Annotated in this window: 19 protein-coding genes; 4 read left to right on the top strand and 15 right to left on the bottom strand. The window is 56.2% G+C overall.

Translation table 11 applies throughout. From position 1 onward, the window contains the following. Window position 1: 1 nt before the first annotated feature. The 13 genes from fabZ to rpsB all read right to left on the bottom strand — a co-directional run bounded on the left by fabZ (window position 2) and on the right by rpsB (window position 12,435). Complete coding sequence (gene fabZ / locus ACFPM8_RS14760) at window positions 2-511, bottom strand: 3-hydroxyacyl-ACP dehydratase FabZ (RefSeq protein ID WP_378998316.1); 510 nt, start codon at window positions 509-511, stop codon at window positions 2-4. Beyond that, window positions 504-1,559 (bottom strand): UDP-3-O-(3-hydroxymyristoyl)glucosamine N-acyltransferase, encoded by a 1,056-nt coding sequence (lpxD, locus tag ACFPM8_RS14755; protein WP_378998315.1) that lies wholly within the window; start codon window positions 1,557-1,559, stop codon window positions 504-506. Before lpxD ends, fabZ begins: the two co-directional genes overlap by 8 nt. 22 nt (window positions 1,560-1,581) lie before the next feature. Next, complete coding sequence (locus ACFPM8_RS14750; RefSeq protein WP_378998314.1) at window positions 1,582-2,106, bottom strand: OmpH/Skp family outer membrane protein; 525 nt, start codon at window positions 2,104-2,106, stop codon at window positions 1,582-1,584. A 179-nt stretch (window positions 2,107-2,285) separates the two neighbouring features. Next, a complete protein-coding gene (bamA, locus tag ACFPM8_RS14745; RefSeq protein ID WP_378998313.1) occupies window positions 2,286-4,628 on the bottom strand; it encodes an outer membrane protein assembly factor BamA in 2,343 nt (780 codons plus the stop codon). 60 nt (window positions 4,629-4,688) lie between these two features. Further along, the gene (gene rseP / locus ACFPM8_RS14740; protein ID WP_378998312.1) at window positions 4,689-6,056 is read right to left on the bottom strand and encodes an RIP metalloprotease RseP; all 1,368 of its coding nucleotides are present in this window, start codon (window positions 6,054-6,056) and stop codon (window positions 4,689-4,691) included. Between the two features lie 7 nt (window positions 6,057-6,063). Beyond that, complete coding sequence (gene ispC, locus ACFPM8_RS14735) at window positions 6,064-7,233, bottom strand: 1-deoxy-D-xylulose-5-phosphate reductoisomerase (protein WP_378998311.1); 1,170 nt, start codon at window positions 7,231-7,233, stop codon at window positions 6,064-6,066. A gap of 8 nt (window positions 7,234-7,241) precedes the next feature. Beyond that, window positions 7,242-8,069: a phosphatidate cytidylyltransferase gene (locus ACFPM8_RS14730; protein WP_378998310.1), complete on the bottom strand. Its 828-nt coding sequence runs from the start codon at window positions 8,067-8,069 to the stop codon at window positions 7,242-7,244. After that, window positions 8,069-8,851, bottom strand: coding sequence for a polyprenyl diphosphate synthase (gene uppS / locus ACFPM8_RS14725; RefSeq protein ID WP_378998309.1), 783 nt, complete (start codon window positions 8,849-8,851; stop codon window positions 8,069-8,071). Before uppS ends, ACFPM8_RS14730 begins: the two co-directional genes overlap by 1 nt. Window positions 8,852-9,050: 199 nt before the next feature. Beyond that, a complete protein-coding gene (frr, locus tag ACFPM8_RS14720; protein ID WP_378998308.1) occupies window positions 9,051-9,611 on the bottom strand; it encodes a ribosome recycling factor in 561 nt (186 codons plus the stop codon). A gap of 72 nt (window positions 9,612-9,683) precedes the next feature. Next, window positions 9,684-10,400 carry a UMP kinase gene (gene pyrH, locus ACFPM8_RS14715; RefSeq protein ID WP_378998307.1) on the bottom strand — a complete coding sequence of 239 codons (717 nt, stop codon included), beginning with the start codon at window positions 10,398-10,400 and terminating at the stop codon, window positions 9,684-9,686. Window positions 10,401-10,618: 218 nt separating this feature from the next. Then, window positions 10,619-11,500 (bottom strand): translation elongation factor Ts, encoded by an 882-nt coding sequence (tsf, locus tag ACFPM8_RS14710; protein ID WP_378998306.1) that lies wholly within the window; start codon window positions 11,498-11,500, stop codon window positions 10,619-10,621. A gap of 1 nt (window position 11,501) precedes the next feature. Next, complete coding sequence (locus ACFPM8_RS14705; RefSeq protein ID WP_378998305.1) at window positions 11,502-11,660, bottom strand: hypothetical protein; 159 nt, start codon at window positions 11,658-11,660, stop codon at window positions 11,502-11,504. A 19-nt stretch (window positions 11,661-11,679) separates the two neighbouring features. After that, window positions 11,680-12,435 (bottom strand): 30S ribosomal protein S2, encoded by a 756-nt coding sequence (gene rpsB / locus ACFPM8_RS14700; RefSeq protein WP_378998304.1) that lies wholly within the window; start codon window positions 12,433-12,435, stop codon window positions 11,680-11,682. Between the two features lie 303 nt (window positions 12,436-12,738). Between rpsB and map the strand changes: the two genes are divergently transcribed. The 3 genes from map to ACFPM8_RS14685 are packed head-to-tail and all read left to right on the top strand — an operon-like array spanning window position 12,739 to window position 16,917. Continuing rightward, entirely contained in the window at window positions 12,739-13,578 is an 840-nt protein-coding gene (gene map, locus ACFPM8_RS14695; RefSeq protein WP_378998303.1) for a type I methionyl aminopeptidase, read from the top strand. A 2-nt stretch (window positions 13,579-13,580) separates the two neighbouring features. Then, on the top strand, window positions 13,581-16,133 hold the full coding sequence (locus tag ACFPM8_RS14690; RefSeq protein WP_378998302.1) for a [protein-PII] uridylyltransferase: 2,553 nt from the start codon (window positions 13,581-13,583) through the stop codon (window positions 16,131-16,133). A 37-nt stretch (window positions 16,134-16,170) separates the two neighbouring features. Further along, window positions 16,171-16,917, top strand: a complete 747-nt coding sequence (locus ACFPM8_RS14685) for a pseudouridine synthase (RefSeq protein ID WP_378998301.1) — start codon at window positions 16,171-16,173, stop codon at window positions 16,915-16,917. Window positions 16,918-17,079: 162 nt separating this feature from the next. Here the strand turns inward: ACFPM8_RS14685 and ACFPM8_RS14680 are convergent, their stop codons facing one another. Next, a complete protein-coding gene (locus tag ACFPM8_RS14680; protein ID WP_378998300.1) occupies window positions 17,080-17,550 on the bottom strand; it encodes a cyanophycin metabolism-associated DUF1854 family protein in 471 nt (156 codons plus the stop codon). Between the two features lie 29 nt (window positions 17,551-17,579). Further along, complete coding sequence (locus ACFPM8_RS14675) at window positions 17,580-19,886, bottom strand: cyanophycin metabolism-associated ABC transporter (RefSeq protein ID WP_378998299.1); 2,307 nt, start codon at window positions 19,884-19,886, stop codon at window positions 17,580-17,582. Window positions 19,887-20,138: 252 nt separating this feature from the next. Here ACFPM8_RS14675 and ACFPM8_RS14670 point away from each other — a divergent pair, with 252 nt between their 5' ends. Next, window positions 20,139-22,295, top strand: coding sequence for a cyanophycin synthetase (locus tag ACFPM8_RS14670; RefSeq protein WP_378998298.1), 2,157 nt, complete (start codon window positions 20,139-20,141; stop codon window positions 22,293-22,295). Window positions 22,296-22,366: the final 71 nt, after the last annotated feature.

The raw sequence follows: 22,366 nt of genomic DNA, 5'->3' as shown, positions 1-22,366 counted from the left end.
TTCACGCCGACGGGCTGGCGTCGCTAGTGGCCGCCGCTTTACCGGCAGCAGGGTCGACCGCAGTACGCATGGTGCACATGAATTCGGCTTCTACCGCCATTTCGCCGTCAACGCTGGCGACTGCCTTGTATTTCCAGATGCCGCGTACCACGCGCACAATCTCGACTTCGAGTTTGATCTGATCGCCTGGTTCGACCGGACGCCGGAAACGGGCCTTGTCGATGCCGAGAAAATACACGACGGTATTTTCATCCGGCTTGCGGCCCTCGGTCAAAAACGACAGCAGAGCGGCGGTTTGCGCCAGCGCTTCAATCGTCAGGACGCCTGGCATCACCGGCTTGTTAGGGAAATGACCGTTGAAGAATTCTTCATTGATCGTGACGTTCTTGATCGCAGTGATCGACTTGCCGCTCTCCCAGTTCAGGACACGATCAACCAGCAACAGCGGGTAACGATGCGGCAGGTATTCCTTGATCTGATTGATGTTGAGGCCGTTGTTTTGACTATTCATTGTTTTTTTCGCTAAGCTGTTTGACGGATTTTTCCAGTGCCCGGATTTTCTCACGCATGGTGTTCAAATTGCGCACCAGCGCCGCAGATTTTTCCCACTCGCCATGCTTGGCAATCGGATAAAAACCGGTGTACTGACCGGGCTCCAGGATCGAGCGCAGTGCCAGCGTCCCGGCTGACACATGCACGTGATCGACGATGGTGATGTGACCATGAATCATGGCGGCGCCGCCGATCGAACAATATTTGCCAATCTTGGCGCTGCCGGCAATCCCGGCGCAAGCGGCAATCGCGGTGTGCGCGCCGATATGGCAATTGTGGGCAATCTGAATTTGATTATCCAGCTTGACGCCGTCTTCAATCACGGTATCGGCCAGTGCGCCGCGGTCGATCGTGGTGTTGGCGCCGATTTCAACGTCGTCGCCGATCAGCACCCGCCCGGTTTGCGGGATCTTGATCCAGGCGCCGCCTTCGTTTGCGAATCCGAAGCCATCGGCGCCGATCACCACACCGGAATGCACAATAGCGCGCTGGCCGATTTCACAAGCATCGTAAATACTGACGTTGGCATATAAGTGACTTGCGGCGCCGATTTTTGCAGCACGGCCAATGACGCAGCCGGCGTCAATAATCACACCCTCACCGATAACAGCCCCCGCTCCGACCACAACGTGGGGGCCGATATGCGCTGTCGGCGCTACATCCGCAGCCGGGTCGATACTGGCCGTCGGGTGAATGCCGGGAATTACCGGGATCGCATTTCTTGCAGCAAAAAACTGCGCCGCACGCGCGAAATACGCATACGGATTAGGTGTAACAATGCGCGCGCCGAGATAGTTGGCGCTGACTACGGCATCATCCGCGGCCGACAGAATAATCGCTGCCGCCCGCGTTTGCGCCGCCTGGGACCGAAACTTGGGATTGGAGAGGAAGGTAATCTGCGATGCCGCAGCATCACTCAATGGGGCGATGCCGGATACCTGAATATCCGCATCGCCGATCAATTGGCCGCCCAAGCTTTCGACCAATTCTTTCAGCCGAGTGCTCATCGTGGCCCTAATAGAATTATGTTTATTTATTAAGAATCTTCAACACTTTATCGGTGATATCAATGCGAGGGCTGACATAGACGCCGCCTTCCTGGAAAACGATATCGTATTTTTCCGCTTCTGCAATCTGTTTGATTGCCTTGGTCGAACGCTCCAGAACAATCGACAACTCTTCGTTACGACGCTGGTTCAGGTCTTCACGGAACTCACGCTGCTTGCGTTGAAAATCCTTATCCAGATCGGTCAACTCGCGCTGCCGTTTCAGGCGTTCCGATTCTGGAATTACCGCGGAATCCTTGTCCAGCTTGTCGGCCATGCCCTTCAGGCGCGCCGCCTGATCCTGGAGATCCTTGTCGCGCTTGGAAAATTCGGCTTCGATTTTAACTTGCGCAGCTTTTGCCGGCGCTGCTTCACGCAAAATGCGTTCGCTGCTAACAAAAGCAATCTTGGATGATTCCTGTGCATGCGCCGAGGTAACCGACATCAGGCAGATTGCCAGCAGACCTGTCGACTGCAGTGACGTTAATGATTTAATTAGCGATTTCAAGACCATTCTCCACAATCCAAATTATGCAACTTGTGCATTATGCCACTCTAGTTGCCGTGTGCGATTAAGACCCCGTTCAAGCTCTTGGGGCATTCACCAGCAACGCTCATGCGCGGTGGCGGTATCGGTGCGATTCTTTATCTCACCGACGCATGCCCACTGCGCTTCTTGAACAATTATTAGAAACCAGTACCCAATTGGAACTGGAAGCCCTGCACTTTATCGGTCGTCTTTGCATTCAAAGGCTTACCATAGCTCAATTTCAGCGGACCGATCGGCGAAATCCAGCTCAAGCCGAGACCGGTAGAATAACGCAACTCGCTCAACTGCATAGGCGCCTTGTCGGCGTACACCTGACCGCCGTCCAGGAAAGTAAACCAGCGCAGGCTACGATCGTTACCGGAGCCAGGGAACGGGAATTGCAATTCCAGGTTACCGAAGATACGCGAAGCACCACCCAACGAGTCGCCGTACTGGTCGACCTTGCTACCCAGTGTGGAACCTTCAAAGCCACGCACGGTACCGATACCGCCAGCATAGTAATTTTTGAATACCGGATAAGGCTTGCCGCCAATACCGCGGCCGTAATCGAGCTCACCATTCAATGCCAGCGTCACAGCATTACCGAACAGCGGCTGGAAATACTGATGTTGATAGCTGGCGCGGTAATAACGCAAGGTACCGACTGCGGAAATCTCAAGATTGGCACGCTGATAGCGTCCTTTGGTAGGGACCAATGCGCTGTCGCGACTGTCCCGCTGCCAAGCCGCCGTCAACGGGAAGCTGGTGGTGGTTGCCTTACCTGCTCCGGTACTGTCGCCGTTACCGAAATCCTTGACATATTGCTGGTACAGATTAGGGCTGAGCGCGTCGGTCGTTACGGCGGTATTTTCGACGCCGATACCAAAGAACACCGTATCCAGTTCCGAGAACGGCACACCGAACTTGATGTCGCCGCCAATGGTTCTCACCTTATAGTCGCCAGTGGTGTACGCAGATGGGCGAACCGTGCGCAGGTACAGGTCATAGGTACGGCTAACACCGTCATCGGTAAAGTAAGGATTGGTCTGAGATAGCGCGATGGTCCGATAACGACTGCTGGTATTGACATCGAGACCGATGGTGTTACCGCTGCCGAACGCATTTTGTTGTTGAATCGAACCAGTCAAGCTCAATTTATCCGTTTGAGAAAATCCGGCGCCGATCATGATATTGCCGGTCGGCTTCTCAACCACAGCCATGTTGATATCGACCTGATCGGAGGTGTTCGGGACTTCCGGCGTTTCTATCGTGACTTCCTTGAAGTAGCCGAGACGATCGACCCGATCGCGTGACAGCTTGATCTTGGAACCGTCGTACCAAGAGTCTTCAAACTGGCGGAATTCACGGCGCACCACTTCATCGCGCGTTTTTGTGTTGCCGGCCACATTGATATGCCGTACATATACACGTTTGCCGGGGTCGACCATGATCGTGAACGCCACTTCCTTCTTCTCACGATTCAATTCCGGGTTCGCATTCACATTGGCAAACGCGTAACCGAAATTACCCAGGCGCTCCGACATTTTCTTGGTGCTTTCATTCAATTTCTGGCCATTGAACACATCGCCTTTTTTGAATTGCAGCAGGGATTTCAATTCTTCTTCGCGGCCGAACATCTCGCCATCGAGCTTGATATCCGAAACAGTATATTTTTCACCTTCATTGATATTGATGGTGATGTAAATATCCTTCTTGTCCGGGGTAATCGACACTTGCGTGGACTCGACCTGCATTTCGATATAACCGCGATTCAGATAATACGAACGCAGATTTTCAATATCGCCCGACAGCTTCTCTTTCGAATACTGATCCGCCTTGGTGTACCAGGTGAACCAGCCTGGCGAACGCAAGTTCAGCTGATCGCGTATGGTGCCGTCTGAAAACGCCTTGTTGCCGACAATCCGGATTTCCTTGATGCGCGAAACTTCGCCTTCGTCCACCGCAAAGGTGACGTTGACGCGATTGCGTTCGATTGGCGTAACGGTGGTGGTCACCTTCATGCCGTACAGACCGCGCGACAGGTATTGTTTCTTCAATTCCTGCTCGGCACGATCCACCTGCGCCTTGTCGAAAATGCGCGATTCGCCAACGCCAATTTCCTTCAAAGCCTTGGTCAGTTGGTCTTTATCAAATTCCTTGATGCCTGAGAAATCGACGCTGGCGATTGACGGCCGCTCTTCAACCAGAATGACCAGCACATCGCCTTCGGACTCGACCCGGACATCCTTGAAGAAGCCGGTCGCATACAGCGCCTTGATCGCCGCAGTGCCTTTTTCATCGGTGAACGTTTCGCCTACACGCACTGGCAGATAGCTGAAAATGGTCCCAGCCTCGGTCCGTTGAATACCTTCAATGCGAATATCCTTGACCACAAACGGTTGCACCGCCAGCGCCTGACCAGAACACAGGGCAAAGGCGGCGGCAGCGATCAAACGACGGGGAAGAATCGACAAAGGGAAGTGCTCAAAATGTAATTTCATTAGCGATCGTTTTTTATCAATGTTCTTGTGCACTACGATTGTTGGACAAGAAAGCAGAACTCAAAATATGAGCCGAACGATGTCGTTGAATATGGCGACCATCATCAACGTCATCAAAATACCGATACCTGCGCGCTGAGCAATTGCTCCAATCCGTTCTGGAATAGGGCGACCGGTCAAAACTTCCAGCGAATAATACAGCAAAAGACCACCATCTAAAACCGGAATGGGGAGCAAATTCATGACGCCCAAACTGATACTGATAAACGCAATAAAGCTGAGATAACTGACGGCGCCGATGCGTGCCGTCTGACCGGCGTAGTCGGCAATGGTGATCGGGCCGGTGATATTTTTCCAGGAAACCTCGCCGATCAACATTTTCCCCAGCATCTTCAGGGTCAGTACGCTGCTATCCCAGGTCCTTTCCGCACCTTTGACAAGAGCGGTCAATGGCGGGCTGGCGGCGACAATCATTTCGGGCGCAAGCGGCACTTCAACTTTGATCAGACCGATCTGTTCGCCATTAACTTTCTGCAATTCCGGCACGACATCCAGCTTGAAGCTGTCCCCGCCTCGCACGCCGGCAATATGCAAAGTCTTGCCCGGCGATGCCCTGACTCGCTCGACCAATGCCAGACCATCGGCAATCGGCGCATCGTTAATCGCAGTAATCAAATCGCCTTCATGCAAGCCGGCTTTCATCGCCGGGCCATCGGCCATGACCTTGCCCAGCACTGCCTTCGGACGTGCCAGCGCAATTCCCAATTTATCCAGAAAATCGCCTTCCAGATCCTTGGTGGTCAAGCTGTCGACCGGCAAATTGATGGAGTCCAGCAGGTTGCCGCCGGAAGGTCCGGGATTCGGTCGTTGAACATCAAGCTTGACGGTGGCCTTTTCTATCGCCGCCTGTACCAGCTTCCAGCGCAGCTCCGACCAGATTTGTATCGGCTCGCCGTTGACGGCGGTAATCAACTCGCCGCCACGCAAGCCGGCCCGATAGGCGACCGACTGTTCCGCCACCGCGCGCAATTTTGGCAGCGGCTCCAGCACGCCGTGCATGTACAAACCGGCAAACAGCAGAATCGCAAGAATAAAGTTGGCTAAGGGACCAGCGGCAACAATCGCCATCCGGCGCCACACTGATTGCCGAGTAAATTCGCGCTTCAGATCCTGTGCAGACATGGTGCTCACATCTTGCTCGCGAGCGTCCAGCATTTTCACGTAGCCGCCCAGAGGCAGAATGGAAATGGCCCATTCGGTTTGGTCCGGACCGAAGCGGCGGGAAAAAATGATCTTGCCCATGCCGACGGAAAAGCGCAGCACTTTGACGCCGCACAAACGTGCGATCCAGTAATGACCAAGCTCGTGAATGATGACGAGAGAGCCCAGCGCGACGACAAATGCCAGTATGGTTTGGAGGAAGGCCATCGAAGATTCAGGAAATCAGGGAGTGAACCACTTGGCGGGCCAGCAAATCCTGCTCAAGCAGTGAGTTGATATCGGTTACCGCATGCAGTGGCAATTTGTCCATGGTACGCGCTATCAGTTGATCGATCATGCGAAATCCGATTTTTCCGTCAAGGAAAGCCTGGACCGCGATTTCATTGGCTGCGTTCAATATTGCTGCGGCCGAACCGCCTGCTTCCAGCGCATCATACGCGAGTTTCAAACAGGGGAAACGGACCAGATCGGGACGCGTAAAGTGCAATTGTCCTATGACGGTCAAATCAAGTGCACTGACGCCCGAAGCTATCCGTTCAGGATACGCCAGCGCATGTGCAATCGGGGTGCGCATATCCGGATTTCCCAGCTGTGCCAGGACCGAACCGTCGACATAGGACACCATCGAGTGAATCACGCTTTGCGGGTGTATCACCACCTCGATCTGGCTGGCGGAAGCGCCGAACAGCCAATGCGCTTCGATCACTTCCAGGCCCTTGTTCATCATGGTTGCCGAATCGACCGAAATCTTGCGTCCCATGACCCAGTTCGGATGCGCTACCGCTTCCGCCGGGGTAACGGCATCAAGCGTTTCCACCGCGCGGTGCAAGAATGGACCGCCGGATGCGGTCAGTAAGATTTTTTCCACCCCGACAGCCGCCGGTATGCGTTGATAAGCGTGCGGCAAGCACTGGAAAATCGCATTGTGCTCGCTATCTATCGGCAATAAAACGGCCCCGCTGGCGCGCACCGCATCCATGAACAGCTGGCCGGACATGACCAGCGCTTCTTTGTTTGCCAGCAGAATTTTTTTGCCTGCCTGCGCCGCCACCAAGGTCGGCGCCAAACCGGCAGCGCCAACGATCGCAGCCATCACAACATCGCATTCCGCGGCACCGGCAACGGCACACAATGCCGCTTCGCCATGAGCTACTTCGGTGCGCAAACCTTTGGCGCGTAATAACTTGCTTAGCTGAGCAGCCGCCTCTGCGGTGCCGACGACGGCAACCTGCGGCTGAAATTGTTGGCACTGTTCGGCCAGCTGTTCAACCCGACTATGTGCGGTCAATGCGTAAACCGAATAGCGCTCGGGATGGCGTGCCAACACATCCAGCGTAGAAGTACCAATCGAACCGGTGGAGCCGAGAATAGTGATATTTTGCATGCCCGACCCTAGAACCATAAACTCAACAATGCCGCCAACGGCAATACCGGAATCAAGGCATCAACCCGATCCAGCACACCGCCATGGCCAGGCAACAGATTGCTGCTGTCCTTGAATCCAGCCCGGCGCTTGAGTTGCGATTCAAACAAATCTCCAACCACGCTGGCAGCGACCAGCACCGTCATCACGCCCAACCACCCAGGCCAGCTCCAGGCAGCCAGCAGCCGCGCCGGAAAAGTATCCGCCAGCGTCGGCACCACGCTGAGCAGCGCGCCGAGTATCAATACAAGGCACCAGCCACCGACCGCGCCTTCCCACGATTTGCCAGGGGAAATAGACGGCGCCAGCTTGTGTCGGCCAAAGGCTTTACCGGAAAAATAAGCGCCGATATCTGCCGCCCAGACTATCGTCATGACCGAGAGCAGGTACAGCGGTGAATGCGCAAACAATACGACAATCGCCAGGAAGCAACCAAGAATGGCGGTTGCATAAGTCGCTGCGACCAGCCGATTGCGGACACTGGCGAGTGCCGGCAGCCCAAGCGCCAACGATGGCACAAAACGTACGCACCAGATCGCTACACACAGCGCAAATAACAGGCCGATGTTGGGTCCGCCGCCGTCGCGATACAAAATCGAGGCAAACAAGAAAAGTGCTGCCAGCCCCCAGATCAGCGCACTTTTATTGGCGCTACCAAACAGTCTGGCGCACTCCCAGATCGCGGCAGCAAAAAAGAGCGCCGACACAACGGCAAATGCGGGGAAGTAATTGAAATATAGAATTGGCAGCAATACTGCCAGCAGCAGCAACGCAGTGATGACACGCGTTCTCAACATCAGGAAACCTTTTTCTTGTCGTCCAACTGTGCACTGGTGCGCCCGAAACGCCGCTCTCGCTGCTGATATGAAGCGATCGCCTGGTCCAGTTCGGCCGCGCCGAAATCGGGCCAGTAGGTATCGGTAAAGTAGAGTTCGCTATACGCCAGTTGCCATAGCAGGAAATTTGAAATCCGCTGCTCGCCGCCGGTGCGAATAAACAGGTCCGGTTCCGGCGCATACGCCATTGCCAGATGCTGCGACAATTCGTCTTCGGAAAAGGCACCGGCATCGCCGACTGGATCAGCGACCGCGTCAGCACGCGCTGCCAGCATCTTCTGGACCGCCTGCATCACATCCCAGCGGCCGCCATAATTGGCGCAAATGGTGACTGTTAATGCTGTGTTGCCTGCGGTTTTACGTTCCGCATTGGCGATCAATTGCTGCAGCTTGGCGTCGAAACGACTGAGGTCGCCGACCACTTTCAGGCGAATGCCATTGGCGTGCATCTTGCCGACTTCGCGTTCCAGCGCAGTCATGAACAGCCGCATCAGCAGCGATACTTCGTCGGCCGGGCGGCGCCAGTTTTCGGAGCTGAAAGCGAATAGCGTCAGATATTCGACGCCGCGCGCGACACATGCTTCGATAACGTCGCGCACCGCCTCCACACCCTTGCCATGACCGGCGACACGCGGCAGAAAGCGGCGGGTCGCCCAGCGGCCGTTGCCATCCATGATGATGGCAACGTGCCGGGGCACAGACGAACTGTGCGGTATCGATTGCGTGGAACTTGAATGGGTCATAAATAATAGATAAGAACAGATGATGAAGACCTAGTGTACTGAGTTGTTAATTCGTTGAAGAATTAAATATATCGAAATCGTCACGAGACAAGGAACAAAGCACAGCAAGGCTGGAGCCTTGCGCGCATTTGTGACGCTGTATCGGGGCGATTCTCGACATATTTCTTCAATGAATTAGTCACTCAGAACACCAAGGTCTTTACACCGTCATGATCTCTTTTTCTTTATCAACCACTTGCTTGTCGACCTCAGCTACAGCTTTGTCGGTCAGTTTCTGAATCTCATCCTGAGCACGACGCTCGTCGTCTTCGGAGCACTCTTTATCCTTGACCAATTTTTTCAAACCTTCGTTGGCGTCGCGACGAATATTGCGAATGGCAATTTTTGCATCTTCGGCTTCGCCCTTGACCAGCTTGACCATTTCTTTGCGGCGCTCTTCCGTCAACGGCGGCGTCGGCACCCGGATCATTTCGCCTTGCGTCGATGGATTCAGACCCAGATCGGATTCGCGAATCGCCTTTTCCACTACGGCGATCATTTTCTTTTCAAACGGTTGAACACCGATGGTACGCGCATCGATCAGCGTCACATTGGCAACCTGGCTCAGGTTGGTCGGGCTACCGTAGTATTCCACCATGATGTGATCGAGAATCCCGGTATGCGCACGGCCGGTACGCACTTTTGCCAGGTCGGCGCGCAGCGTCTCAAGCGACTTCTGCATTCTTTGATCGGTATTTTTTTTGACATCAGCAACGCTCATGCTGCTCTCCTCTTCAAAACAATTTATATCTATCTAATTAAGAAACCGGGTTACTAACCTGGTTGCCTAACGTTATACGTGCACCAGGGTGCCTTCGTCCTCACCCAGGATCACCCGCTTTAGGGCGCCGGGTTTAACAATCGAGAACACCTTGATCGGCAATTTTTGATCGCGGCACAACGCAAAAGCGGTGGCATCCATCACTTGCAGGTGCTTGCTGATCGCCTCATCAAAAGTGATGGTCGAGTAACGCGTTGCCAGCGGGTCCTTGTTAGGATCGGCGCTATAGACGCCGTCGACCTTGGTCGCCTTGAGCACGATTTGGGCACCGATTTCCGAGCCGCGCAACGCCGCAGCGGTATCCGTGGTGAAAAACGGATTGCCGGTACCTGCGGCAAAAATCACGATCTTGCCCTCTTCCAGGTATTGCAGCGCCTTCGGCCGCACATAGGGCTCGACTACCTGCTCAATGCTGATAGCCGACATCACACGGGCAATAATGCCGACCTGCCGCATCGCGTCGGCCAGCGCCAGCGAATTCATCACCGTCGCCAGCATGCCCATATAGTCGGCAGTGGCGCGATCCATTCCTTGGGCGCCGGGCGCGACGCCGCGGAAAATATTGCCGCCGCCGATCACGATCGCCAATTCCACGCCTAATTTGGCGACTTCGGCAACGTCCGCAACCATCCGCTCAATCGTCGCACGGTTGATGCCATAGGCATCGTCACCCATCAAGGCCTCACCGGAGAGTTTCAGGAGAACACGCTTATATACTGGTTTTGTCATGGTCTGGGTCCCTTGTGGCTTTCCGATTGATTCACACTAATCTTGTCTTTGCTTACCTGCTGGACTGCAGCGCCATTGTCCGGCTAAACCGCATTGAAATCCACTGTCAGGTTGTATTGCTGAACTGCCGGGCGCAAATTCCCCGTTAGTCTTTGACTGCAACGAAAAATTCCGTGCAGCCAAAAAAACGGGCCTTGCGGCCCGCTTTCTAGTCTTGCTTACGCCTGCTTGGCCGCAGCAACTGTCGCTGCAACCTCTGCTGCGAAGTCATCTACCTTCTTCTCGATCCCTTCGCCGACCACAAACATGGTGAACGCTTTGACGCTAGTGTTAGTAGCCTTCAACATTTGTTCAACTGTTTGCTTGTCGTTTTTGACAAAAGTCTGATTCAGCAACGAAACTTCCTTCAGGAATTTTTGTACCGAACCTTCAATCATCTTGGCCGCGATATCGGCAGGCTTGCCCGATTCAGCCGCCTTCAATGTCGCTACCGAGCGCTCTTTTTCGATCAGGTCGGCCGGCACTTGCTCCGATGACAACGACACTGGCTTCATCGCAGCGATGTGCATTGCCACGTCTTTGCCGACTTGCTCGTCGGCGCCGTCAAATTCAACCATCACGCCGATACGTGTGCCGTGCAGGTAAGAAACCAGCTTGGCAGGTGTATCAAAGCGTTGGAAACGGCGGATCGACATGTTTTCGCCGATACGGCCGATCAAAGCGGCACGTGTTGCTTCAACGGTGCTGTCGCCGAGCGGCAGGGCCGACAAAGCAGCCACATCCGCTGGATTGTTTTCTACAACCAACTTGGCGCAGGCATTAGCCAGAGCCAGGAAGTCGTCGTTCTTGGTGACGAAGTCAGTTTCGCAATTGACTTCGACCAGTGCGCCGACGCCGCCAGCGATATACGCGGCAACCACGCCTTCCGCAGTCACGCGGGAAGCTGCCTTGGAAGCCTTGCCACCCAGCTTGACGCGCAGAATCTCTTCTGCTTTGTCCATATCGCCGCCTGCTTCGGTCAACGCTTTTTTGCACTCCATCATCGGCGCATCAGTCTTCGCGCGCAGTTCGCCTACCAATGCTGCTGTAATTGCCGCCATACTATTCTCCTAGCTTAATCGGTGCTGCCTTGCCGAAACCTCCACAATTTGTAGCAAGTTCGACAATCGACTTCTCGACACCGTCAATCAAAATATATTCGGTAAAACCATGTGATACAAAAAAAGGGGCAACCGCGGCCCCCTTTTTATTCTGAAGCATCCAACCTCAGGCTCAGGGCTTAAGCCTGTTCGTTGTTCACTTCAACGAATTCGTCGCCAGCCGCGCCCTTGATCGACTCAACCACGTCGTTCACTGCATTCGCACGGCCTTCCAGAATCGCATCGGCCACGCCGCGAGCGTACAGAGCGATCGCTTTCGACGAGTCATCGTTACCAGGGATAACGTAAGTCACGCCGTCTGGCGAGTGGTTGGTATCAACCACGCCGATGACCGGGATGCCGAGCTTGGCAGCTTCGGTGATCGCACCCTTGTGGTAGCCGACGTCGATCACGAAAATCGCGTCAGGAATACCGCCCATGTCCTTGATGCCGCCGATAGCTTTTTGCAGCTTGATCAGTTCGCGCTGGAACATCAGGGCTTCTTTTTTGCTCAGCTTCTCAACCGAACCGTCTTCGATCGAAGCTTCCATTTCCTTCAGGCGCTTGATCGAAGTCTTGATGGTCTTGAAATTGGTCAGCATGCCGCCCAACCAGCGTTGGTCAACGAATGGCGAACCGGAACGTGCCGCTTCAGCAGCAACGATTTCGCGCGCTTGACGCTTGGTGCCGACAAACAGGATTTGACCGCGATTGGACGACAATTGGCGAATGTACTTCATCGCCTCTTGATACATGCCAAGGGTCTTTTCCAGATTGACGATATGAATTTTGTTGCGGTGACCGAAGATGAACGGTGCCATCTTTGGGTTCCAGAAACGAGTTTGGTGACCGAAATGGACACCGGCTTCCAGCATTTCACGCATTGTTACGGACATAATTTTCTCCAGGGTTAGGTCTGGAACCAGCTCAGTCACCAGGCTTGCGCATGCAATAGGCACACAACAAGAACGGCACCCTTTTCGAGCGGATTCGCGCTTTATAAACAACAATTACTTCGGACTTGCCTGAATGTCGATTCAAGCAACCCGAAATTATACTCTGAAACCCGCAAATGCTTCAAGCACCTCGGAGCCCGTCTTTATGCGAAACTCGTTTGGCTCGTCTATAATCTTGCTTTGACTGCATTTCCATCGAATTCAGGCCGTTTTGCGCCTTTTACAACCGAATTTCCCCACCTTATGACATCTATTTCCATTAAAACTGCCGAAGATATCGCCGGCATGCGCATAGCCGGCAGGCTGGCCGCTGAAGTGCTCGACTTTATCACTCCTCACGTGAAAGCCGGCATTACCACAGGTGAGCTGGATCGGCTGTGCCATGAATACATGGTTAATGTGCAAGGCACGATTCCGGCCCCGCTGAATTATTGCCCGCCCGGCTACACGCCCTACCCCAAAGCCATTTGCACCTCGGTCAATGACGTCATCTGCCACGGCATTCCAGGCGACAAGGTGCTCAAGAACGGCGACGTGGTCAACCTCGACATCACCGTGATCAAGGACGGCTACCACGGCGATACCAGCCGCATGTTTTATGTCGGCGAACCGTCGATCATGGCCAAACGCCTTGGCGATATCACCTACGAATGCATGTGGCTGGGGATTTCCAAAATCAAACCCGGCGCGCACCTGGGCGACATCGGCTACGTGATTCAGCAACATGCTGAAAAAGCCGGGTACAGCGTGGTGCGCGAATTTTGCGGCCACGGCATCGGCAAAGTGTTCCACGAAGAGCCGCAGGTATTGCATTACGGCCGCCCCGGCACGCTGGAGAAACTGGAAGCCGGCATGATTTTCACGGTCGAACCGATGATCAACGCCGGCCGCCGCGACATCAAGGAGATGCCTGACGGCTGGACCATCAAGACCAAGGATCGCAGCCTGTCCGCGCAATGGGAGCACACCGTGCTGGTGACCGAAACCGGTTACGAAGTGCTGACCGTCTCCAAAGACATGCCGCCGCCGCCGGCTTTCATTGTGCAAGCTACAACACCGCCGGCCGCCAACCCCGCTGCCTAAGCATGACGACTCTTGCCGCGATCCTCAAAAAACAGCTTAGAAGCGAGCGGCAAACCTTCATCTCTGCGTTTCTCGCCGACGGCAAACCCGGGCAGCTGCTCACCGATCTGCGGCGCAGTGTCGATACCGCGCTGACGCAAGCCTGGAAAATGCTGGAGTTGCCGCCGACTGCCGCGCTGGTGGCGGTTGGCGGCTACGGACGGGGGGAGCTGTTTCCCTACTCCGACGTCGACGTCCTGATCCTGCTGGATGCTGCGCCCGATGCGAAACTGCAGGGCAAGCTGGAGCAACTGGTACAGCTGTTCTGGGATATCGGCCTTGAAATCGGTCACAGCATTCGCACCATCGACGAATGCCTGACCGAATCGGCGGCTGACATCACGGTGCAGACCAGTCTGCTGGAAGCGCGGCTGGTGACCGGCAACTCGACCTTGTTCAATCAACTGCAAGAGCGCTGCAGCGCGGCAATGGATGCCTGCGCCTTTTTCCAGGAAAAAATCCTGGAAATGCGCCAGCGCCACGTCAAGTTTGAAGACACCCCATACAGCCTCGAACCGAATTGCAAGGAAAGCCCCGGCGGCCTGCGCGATTTGCAAGTGATCCTGTGGGTAGCGAAAGCAGCCGGCCTCGGCGAATCCTGGCCCAAGCTGGCCAAGCATGGCTTGATCACCGCCGCCGAGGCGCGCCAGCTGGCGCGTCAGGAGCGCGCCTTCAAGGATATTCGGATTCGCCTGCACATCCACACCAACCGGCGTGAAGACCGGCTGGTATTCGATGTCCAGACCCCGATCGCGGAATCGCTCGGCTTTCGCACCACCGAAACCCGCCGCGCCAGCGAATACCTGATGCAGCGCTATTACTGGGCCGCCAAATCGGTCACCCAACTCAATACCATCCTGTTGCAAAACATCGAAGTGCAATTGTTTCCGCAACCCATGGTGCCGCAGCGGATCAACGATCACTTCAACCAGGTCAACCAACTGCTCGACATTGCCAGCGACGACCTGTTTGAAACGACGCCGTCGGCCATGCTGGAGTTGTTCCTGCTGCTGGCTCAACATAGCGAGCTGAAGGACATGACGGCCCGCACCCGACGGGCGTTGTGGCATGCAAGAGTCAAAATCGACAACGACTTTCGCCGCGCCCCGGTCAATCGCTCGCTATTTTTGCAAATCATTCAAGCCCCGCAAGGCATCACCCATGCGCTGCGCGGCATGAATCAAACCAGCATTCTGGGGCGCTACCTGCCGAATTTCCGCCGCATTATCGGCCAGATGCAGCACGACCTGTTTCACGTGTACACCGTCGATCAGCACATCCTGATGGTGGTGCGCAATGTGCGTCGCTTCACGATGAGCGAACACGCACACGAGTATCCGTTTTGCAGCCAGCTGATTGCCAACTTCCCCCGCTCGTGGCTGCTGTATGTCGCAGCCTTGTTCCATGATATCGCCAAAGGCCGTGGCGGCGACCACTCCAAGTTGGGCATGGCCGATGCCGAGCAGTTCTGCCGGCAACACGGCTTGTCGGCGCAAGATACCGAGCTGGTCGTATTCCTGGTCGAACATCACCTGACCATGTCGCTGGTGGCGCAAAAGCAGGATCTATCGGATCCCGACGTGATCCTGAATTTCGCCGACAAGGTCAAGGACGAGCGCCATCTGACCGCGCTCTATTTGCTGACCGTGGCCGACATCCGCGGCACCAGTCCAAAAGTCTGGAACGCCTGGAAAGGAAAACTGCTGGAAGACCTGTACCGGATGACGCTGCGGGTGCTCGGCGGCGAAACGCCGTCAGCCGATCGCGAACTGAAAAATCGCCAGGAGGAAGCGCTGAAAACGCTGCGCCTGTACGGTCTGCCGAACGACGCCCACGAATATCTATGGCGGCAGCTGGATGTCGCCTACTTCCTGCGCCATGACGCCTCCGATATCGCCTGGCAAACGCGCTCTTTCTACAATCAGGCCGACAGTCCGAATCCGATCGTCAAATGCCGTCTGGCGCCCATTGGCGAAGGCTTGCAAGTGGCGGTCTACACCCGGGACGAGACCGATTTGTTTGTACGCATCTGCAGTTATTTCGACAGCAAGAATTTCAGCATCCTGGACGCCAAAATCCACACCACCAGACACGGCTATGCGCTGGACTCGTTCCTGATCAGCGCGCCCTTGTTTGCCAAGCACTATCGCGACATCATCAACCTGATCGAGCACGAGCTGACTTATCTGCTGCAAACCCGCGGCGCTTTGCCGGCACCGTCCAAGGGCCGGCTGTCGCGGCTATCGCGCACCTTCCCGGTGACGCCGACCGTCGATCTGCGGCCCGACGAGCGCGGCCAGTATTACTTGCTGTCGATTACCGCGAACGACCGCACCGGGCTGCTCTATTCGGTCGCCAATGTATTGGCCAAGCACAAGATCAATTTGCACACGGCAAAAATCATGACGCTGGGTGAACGGGCTGAAGACGTGTTCCTGGTCGATGGTGCGGCGCTCAATCATGCGCGCAGTCAGATTCAGCTTGAGACCGACTTGCTGGACGCGCTGCATATCTAATTCTTTCATTCACCTTTAAATTCACTTTTTGTACGCCATGACCGAACCATTACGCCTTTCCAAACGCATGTCAGAACTCGGCCTCTGCTCCCGCCGCGAAGCCGATGAATGGATCGCGCGCGGCTGGGTCCGGGTCGACGGCGTTGTCGTCTCGGAACTCGGCAGCAAAGTGTTCCCGCATCAAAGAGTCAGCGTCGAGCGGCAAGCCGCCGCCGAACAATCCAAGCGCGTCACGATCCTGATCAACAAGCCGGTCGGCTACGTCAGCGGCCAGGCCGAAGATGGCTATCAGCCAGCGATCGCCTTGGTCACCGCGGCCAATCGTTGGGCCGAAGATCACGCACCCCAGCAATTTCATCCGACCCAGTTGCGCAGCCTGGTCGCCGCCGGCCGTCTCGACATCGACTCGGTCGGCCTGCTGGTGCTGACCCAGGACGGCCGCGTCGCCAAGCAATTGATCGGCGAAGACACCAGCGTCGAAAAGGAATACCTGGTGCGCGTCAGCTACAACAAACCCGGCAAACTCCCCGACAGCGATTTGCGCCGTCTCAATCATGGACTGTCGCTGGATGGCAAAGCGCTGAAACCGGCCAAGGTCAGATGGCAAAACGACGACCAGCTCAGCTTCATCCTGCGCGAAGGAAAAAAACGCCAGATTCGCCGCATGTGCGAATTGGTGGGCCTTAAAGTTTTGGGATTGAAACGGGTCCGCATCGGCGGCGTCAAGCTGGGGGATTTGCCGACCGGGCAATGGCGTTATTTGAGCGCGGACGAACAGTTCTGATGCAATACAGGCGTCAGCTGCGATAGCTGACGCTTAAGCCCGTAGGGCGGATGAGCGCAGCGTTATCCGCCGATGGATGAGCCACAGGTGTGTGATGCATCCAGAACGGCGGAAGGCGCTACGCTTTTCCGCCCTACTTGCTAAAAACCTACCGTGCGCAGACTATAAAAATCTATCCAGAATCTTGCGGCTGGCCCGGTCCAGCGCCTGCATATCACGCACCAGAAACTGGACCCCGTGACTATCCGCGATCAGCAAGGTCGACGCCGCGATGCGACGAATGTCTTCTTCGCCTTTGAGCGTGAAAGAGGCTGCACCGCGATCCGTTTCAACATACCAGGTGGTCGGCGTAACAAAGCTGGAAACGCGGCTGATGCGCCGGATTTCCGGCATGAATTCCCGGCTCGCCAACTCCTGCTCCACCATCTCCCGCGTAGCGTCGGGCAAGTCGGTCAGGCGTTTGATCCAGGCCATCTCCTGGCCTTCGCCGTTAACCAAGGCGATACCGTCGTCCGGCGCACCGATCGGAAACGCGCGCACCGGCAACACGCCATCATGCACCTCGCCATTGGCGGCGGTAAATACCAGCCGCCCGAATGGATTGCGACTCAATTGGAAATCATGGTCCGACATGGTTCATTGCCTTTCTGATGCGACCCGCTTCATGCAACATTTTCGTCATTCTCTTCGTCCTCGCCGCCCTCATCCGACAACTGCGGCTCGTTATCGACATTGCGCAATTGCGCCTGATACAGACGGTAGTACGCGCCTTCGCGCAGCATCAATTCGTCGTGATTGCCGACCTCGACTATCTGGCCGCGATCCATCACCACCAGGCGGTCCGCCTTGCGCAAGGTTGACAGCCGGTGCGCGATCGCAATCGTGGTACGGCCCTGGACCAGATTGTCGAGCGCTTTCTGGATTTCTTTTTCGGTCGTGGTATCAACCGACGACGTTGCTTCGTCCATGATCAGGATGCGCGGATCGATCAGCAGCGCCCGCGCAATTGAAATCCGCTGGCGTTCGCCGCCCGACAGCGCCTGACCGCGCTCGCCGACCAGCGAGTCGTAGCCTTGCGGCAGACGCAGAATGAATTCGTGGGCATGTGCAGCGCGCGCGGCGGCGACGATTTCCTCTCGCGTGGCGCCCGGCTTGCCGTAACAGATATTCTCGGCAATCGTGCCGAAAAACAGAAACGGTTCTTGCAACACCAGGCCGATATTGCGCCGGTATTCAGAGATCGGCAGCGAGCGGATATCGACGCCGTCAATCCGGATCGCACCTTCCGAGACATCGTAAAAACGGCAGATCAGGTTGACCAGGGTGCTCTTGCCGGAACCGCTATGCCCCACCAGGCCGATCATTTCACCCGGTGCAATCGACAAGCTGACGCCGCGCATCACGGCGCGATTGCCGTAACGGAAGCCGACATCGTTCAAGGTAATCGCCCCCTTCACCTGCTCCAGATGCACCGGATTGGCTGGCTCGGGAACGCTGGACACATGATCCAGTATCTCGAAGATACGCTTGGCGCCGACCGCGGCTTTTTGCGTCACAGAAACAATCCGGCTCATCGAATCGAGCCGGGTATAGAAGCGGCTGATGTAAGCCAGGAACGCGGCCAGCACGCCAACCGTGATCTGGTTTTTCGATACTTGCCAGATACCAAATATCCACACCACCAGCAATCCCATTTCAGTCAATAAAGTCACCGTCGGCGAAAACAGCGACCAGATTTTATTGACGCGGTCGTTCACCAGCAGATTGTGCTGATTGGCGTCCTTGAAACGGGTCGCTTCGCGCTTCTCCTGAGCGAAAGCTTTCACCACACGAATACCGGGAATCGTATCGGCCAGTACATTGGTCACTTCGGCCCAGATGCGATCGATTTTTTCAAAGCCATGCCGCAGCCTGTCCCGCACCGTGTGAATCATCCAGGCAATGAACGGCAACGGCAGCAAGGTCACCAGCGCCAGCCAGGGATTGATCGAAAACAGGATGGCCGCGGTCATGATGATCATCAGCACGTCGATCGCGAAATCGAGCAAATGCAGCGACAGGAAAACGCAGATGCGGTCGCTCTCGGAGCCGATCCGCGCCATCAGATCGCCGGTACGCTTGCCGCCGAAATATTCTTGCGACAAGCGCAGCAGGTGCTCGTAAGTCGTGGTGCGCAGATTGGCGCCGATCCGTTCGCTGACCAGCGCCAGGATATAGGTGCGGGCCCAGCCAAGGCTCCAGGCGACCAGCGCGGAAGCCAGCAGGCCGGACAGGTAGAGCTTGACCAAGCCGGTGTCGATCGGTTTGCCGTTCTGGTAAGGGATCAGCACGTTATCCATCAACGGCTTCATCAGATAGGGCGGCACCAGCGTGGCCGCCGTGGAAATCAGCATCAGCAAAAAGCCGACGATCAACATCCCCGTATATGGCTTGGCAAAGCGTGCCAGACGGAACAAAGCCCAGGTCGACGACGGCGCGTTCACTTTTTCAGGGCAAATCACGCATTCGTCCTGGCCCGGCGGCAACACTGCCTTGCACTCCGGACAAGCGGCTTGCTCCTGACGGCGCGCGGCTTGGCCCGACAGATGATCCTCCAGCTGCTGCTCGAATTGCTTGATCAGGCGCAAAGCGACGATGTTGAGGCCCAGCGTATAGCGCCAGCAGGCCAGCCGCTGCGTATCGTCATGCAACTCCAGGCTGCCGACGCCGGCGTGATCGTGGTGCCGCAGCACCAGACCCTGGCGATACGGCCAGTCCCGCCAGCTGCTATCGCCGGGCATCTTCGCCATCAGTCGACAATTGGTAACAATCACCAAACCGCGCGTAAAATGAAGCGACGCGTCGAGGTCAAGCTCTAGCGAGGCGATGATTTCTTCTGTCGGCGCAAGGCGCGGCTGTATTTCGGAACGAAGAATATCGGACAAATAATTACTGCTGGTAGAAATGGGGATTAAAGGTTCGCTTTTCATTTGAACGGCATGGTGTGTCCACTGGGGTGTACTGAAGCGGACAGGATGGAATTTTGCGTGCAATCGCTATAATGAAGCACATCGTCTGCCGCAAATATTATATCCTATCGGGCTTTTGCAAAACGTTACCATTCGACACTATATTTTTCACGTTTTGCCCATTATTTGTAAACCAATCCGCGCTTCACGCGTTACAAGTAATTCCAGGGCCCACACTTTCCGGCCTACGCTTTATAGCCTCATTGCTCATTCATGAAAAACATTGAAATTCTCCGAATCATGTCGTTGCGTGGGCCCAATATATGGACATATCGGTCCACACTTGAAGCCTGGATCGACATTGGAGAACTGGAAGATTGCCCCTCCAACACCATTCCCGGCTTTAACGAACGCCTGACCAACTGGCTGCCATCCCTGATCGAGCACCGCTGCAGCTACGGCGAGCGCGGTGGTTTTGTGCAGCGGCTACAGGACGGCACCTGGCCCGGCCACATTCTCGAACACGTCACGCTTGAATTGCAAAACCTGGCCGGAATGCCGGGCGGATTCGGCAAAGCGCGCGAAACATCGGTGCGCGGCGTCTACAAAGTAGCAGTACGGGCACGGCATGAGCAAGTCACCCGCGCCGCCCTGCACGCCGCCCGCGATCTGGTGATGGCGGCGATTGAAGATAAGCCGTTCGACGTCGCCGCCGCCATCGAAACACTGCATGAAATGGTCGATTCGCACTGCCTCGGCCCCAGCACCGCCTGCATCGTCGCCGCAGCGGACGAGCGCCGCATACCGTCGTTCCGTTTAACCGAAGGCAACCTGGTGCAATTGGGCCACGGCATCCGCCAGCGCCGCATCTGGACTGCCGAAACCGACCAAACCAGCGCCATCGCCGAAAGCATCTCGCGCGACAAGGATCTGACCAAAGGCTTGCTGCAAGCTTGCGGCGTGCCGGTGCCGGAAGGACAGCTGGTCGAAAGCGCCGAGGAAGCCTGGGAAGCCGCACAAGATATCGGCCTGCCGGTCGTCATCAAACCAACCGACGCCAACCACGGCCGCGGCGTGTTTATCGACCTGAGCACGCGCACCGAGATCGAAACCGCCTACGCCTTGGCCTTGGCCGAAGGCAGCAGCGTGATCGTCGAACGCTTCATCCCGGGCAACGAACATCGCCTGCTGATCGTCGGCGGAAAACTGGCAGCAGCAGCCCGCGGCGAACCGGTATCGGTGGTCGGCGACGGCCGCTCGACCATCCTGCAACTGGTCGACACGCAACTGAATAGCGATCCGCGCCGCGGCGAACTGGAAGAATGCCCGCTCAACCCGGTTGTCATCGAAAATGAACCGACCACCGAGCTGGAGCTGCAACGCCAGGGCTACACCGCAGCCTCCATTCCAGAGCAAGGCAAACGGGTACTGATCCAACGCAACGGCAATGTCGCCATCGACGTCACCGACCAGGTCCATCCAAGCGTTGCTGCAGCCGCCTCGCTCGCCGCGCGCGTGGTCGGACTGGATATCGCAGGGGTCGACCTGGTGGCCGAGGATATCTCGCGCCCGCTCGACGAACAACGCGGAGCGATTGTCGAAGTCAACGCCGGCCCCGGACTGTTGATGCATCTGAAGCCGGCAGAAGGCGCGCCGCGCCCGGTCGGCAAAGCGATCATCGAACACCTGTTCCCGAACGCAGAAAATGGCCGCATCCCGATTGTCGGCGTCACCGGCACCCGCGGCAAAACCACGGTCGCACGCCTGATCGGCTGGATGCTGCACCTGAGCGGCAAGCACGTTGGCCTGGCGTGCGGCGACGGTCTCTATTTCGCGCAACGCAAAGTCGAAAAGGGAGATCGCGCCAATTGGGCATCCGCCCAGCGCGTGCTGATCAACCGCGCAGTCGAAGCCGCGGTTTTTGAAAACAGCCATAGCGCCATCTTGTCCGAAGGCCTGGTCTACGATCGCTGCCAGGTCGGCGTGGTGACCAATCTCGCAGCCGACGATAGCCTGCCGCAGTATTACATCGAAGATGCCGAGCAAATGAGCAAGGTGACCCGGACCCAGGTGGACGTGGTGCTGCCGACCGGCGTCGCGGTGCTCAACGCAGCCGACCCGCTGGTCGCGCCGCTGGCATCGCTGTGCGACGGCGACGTGATTTTCTTTGGCATCGACCCTGCCCTGCCGGTGATTGCCGAGCATCTGGCGCACGGCCAGCGTGCCGTCTTCATTCGCAAGGATCAGATCGTGCTGGCTAGCGGAAAAAATGAAATTCTCCTGGCCGATAGCGCGACCGTTCCACTCATTTCACGCACTCGTCAGGCATTCCAGATTGAAAATGTATTGGCGGCAGTGGCTGCGGCTTGGGCGCTTGAGATTTCGCTTGATTTGATTCTTGCCGGGGTTGAGACCTTTGAAATGAAGTAGCTCATATTTGATCGGTTGGGGGACAGAGTAATTCGCCACGCTGCGGTGGCTCTTAAACTCTGCCCCGCAAT

Origin of the sequence: Paraherbaspirillum soli, from assembly GCF_042654985.1 — a bacterium.
Classification (GTDB): Bacteria; Pseudomonadota; Gammaproteobacteria; order Burkholderiales; family Burkholderiaceae_D; genus Paraherbaspirillum; species Paraherbaspirillum soli.
Note: the sequence above shows the minus strand (reverse complement) of the source record. Positions and strands in the feature narration are given on the sequence as shown.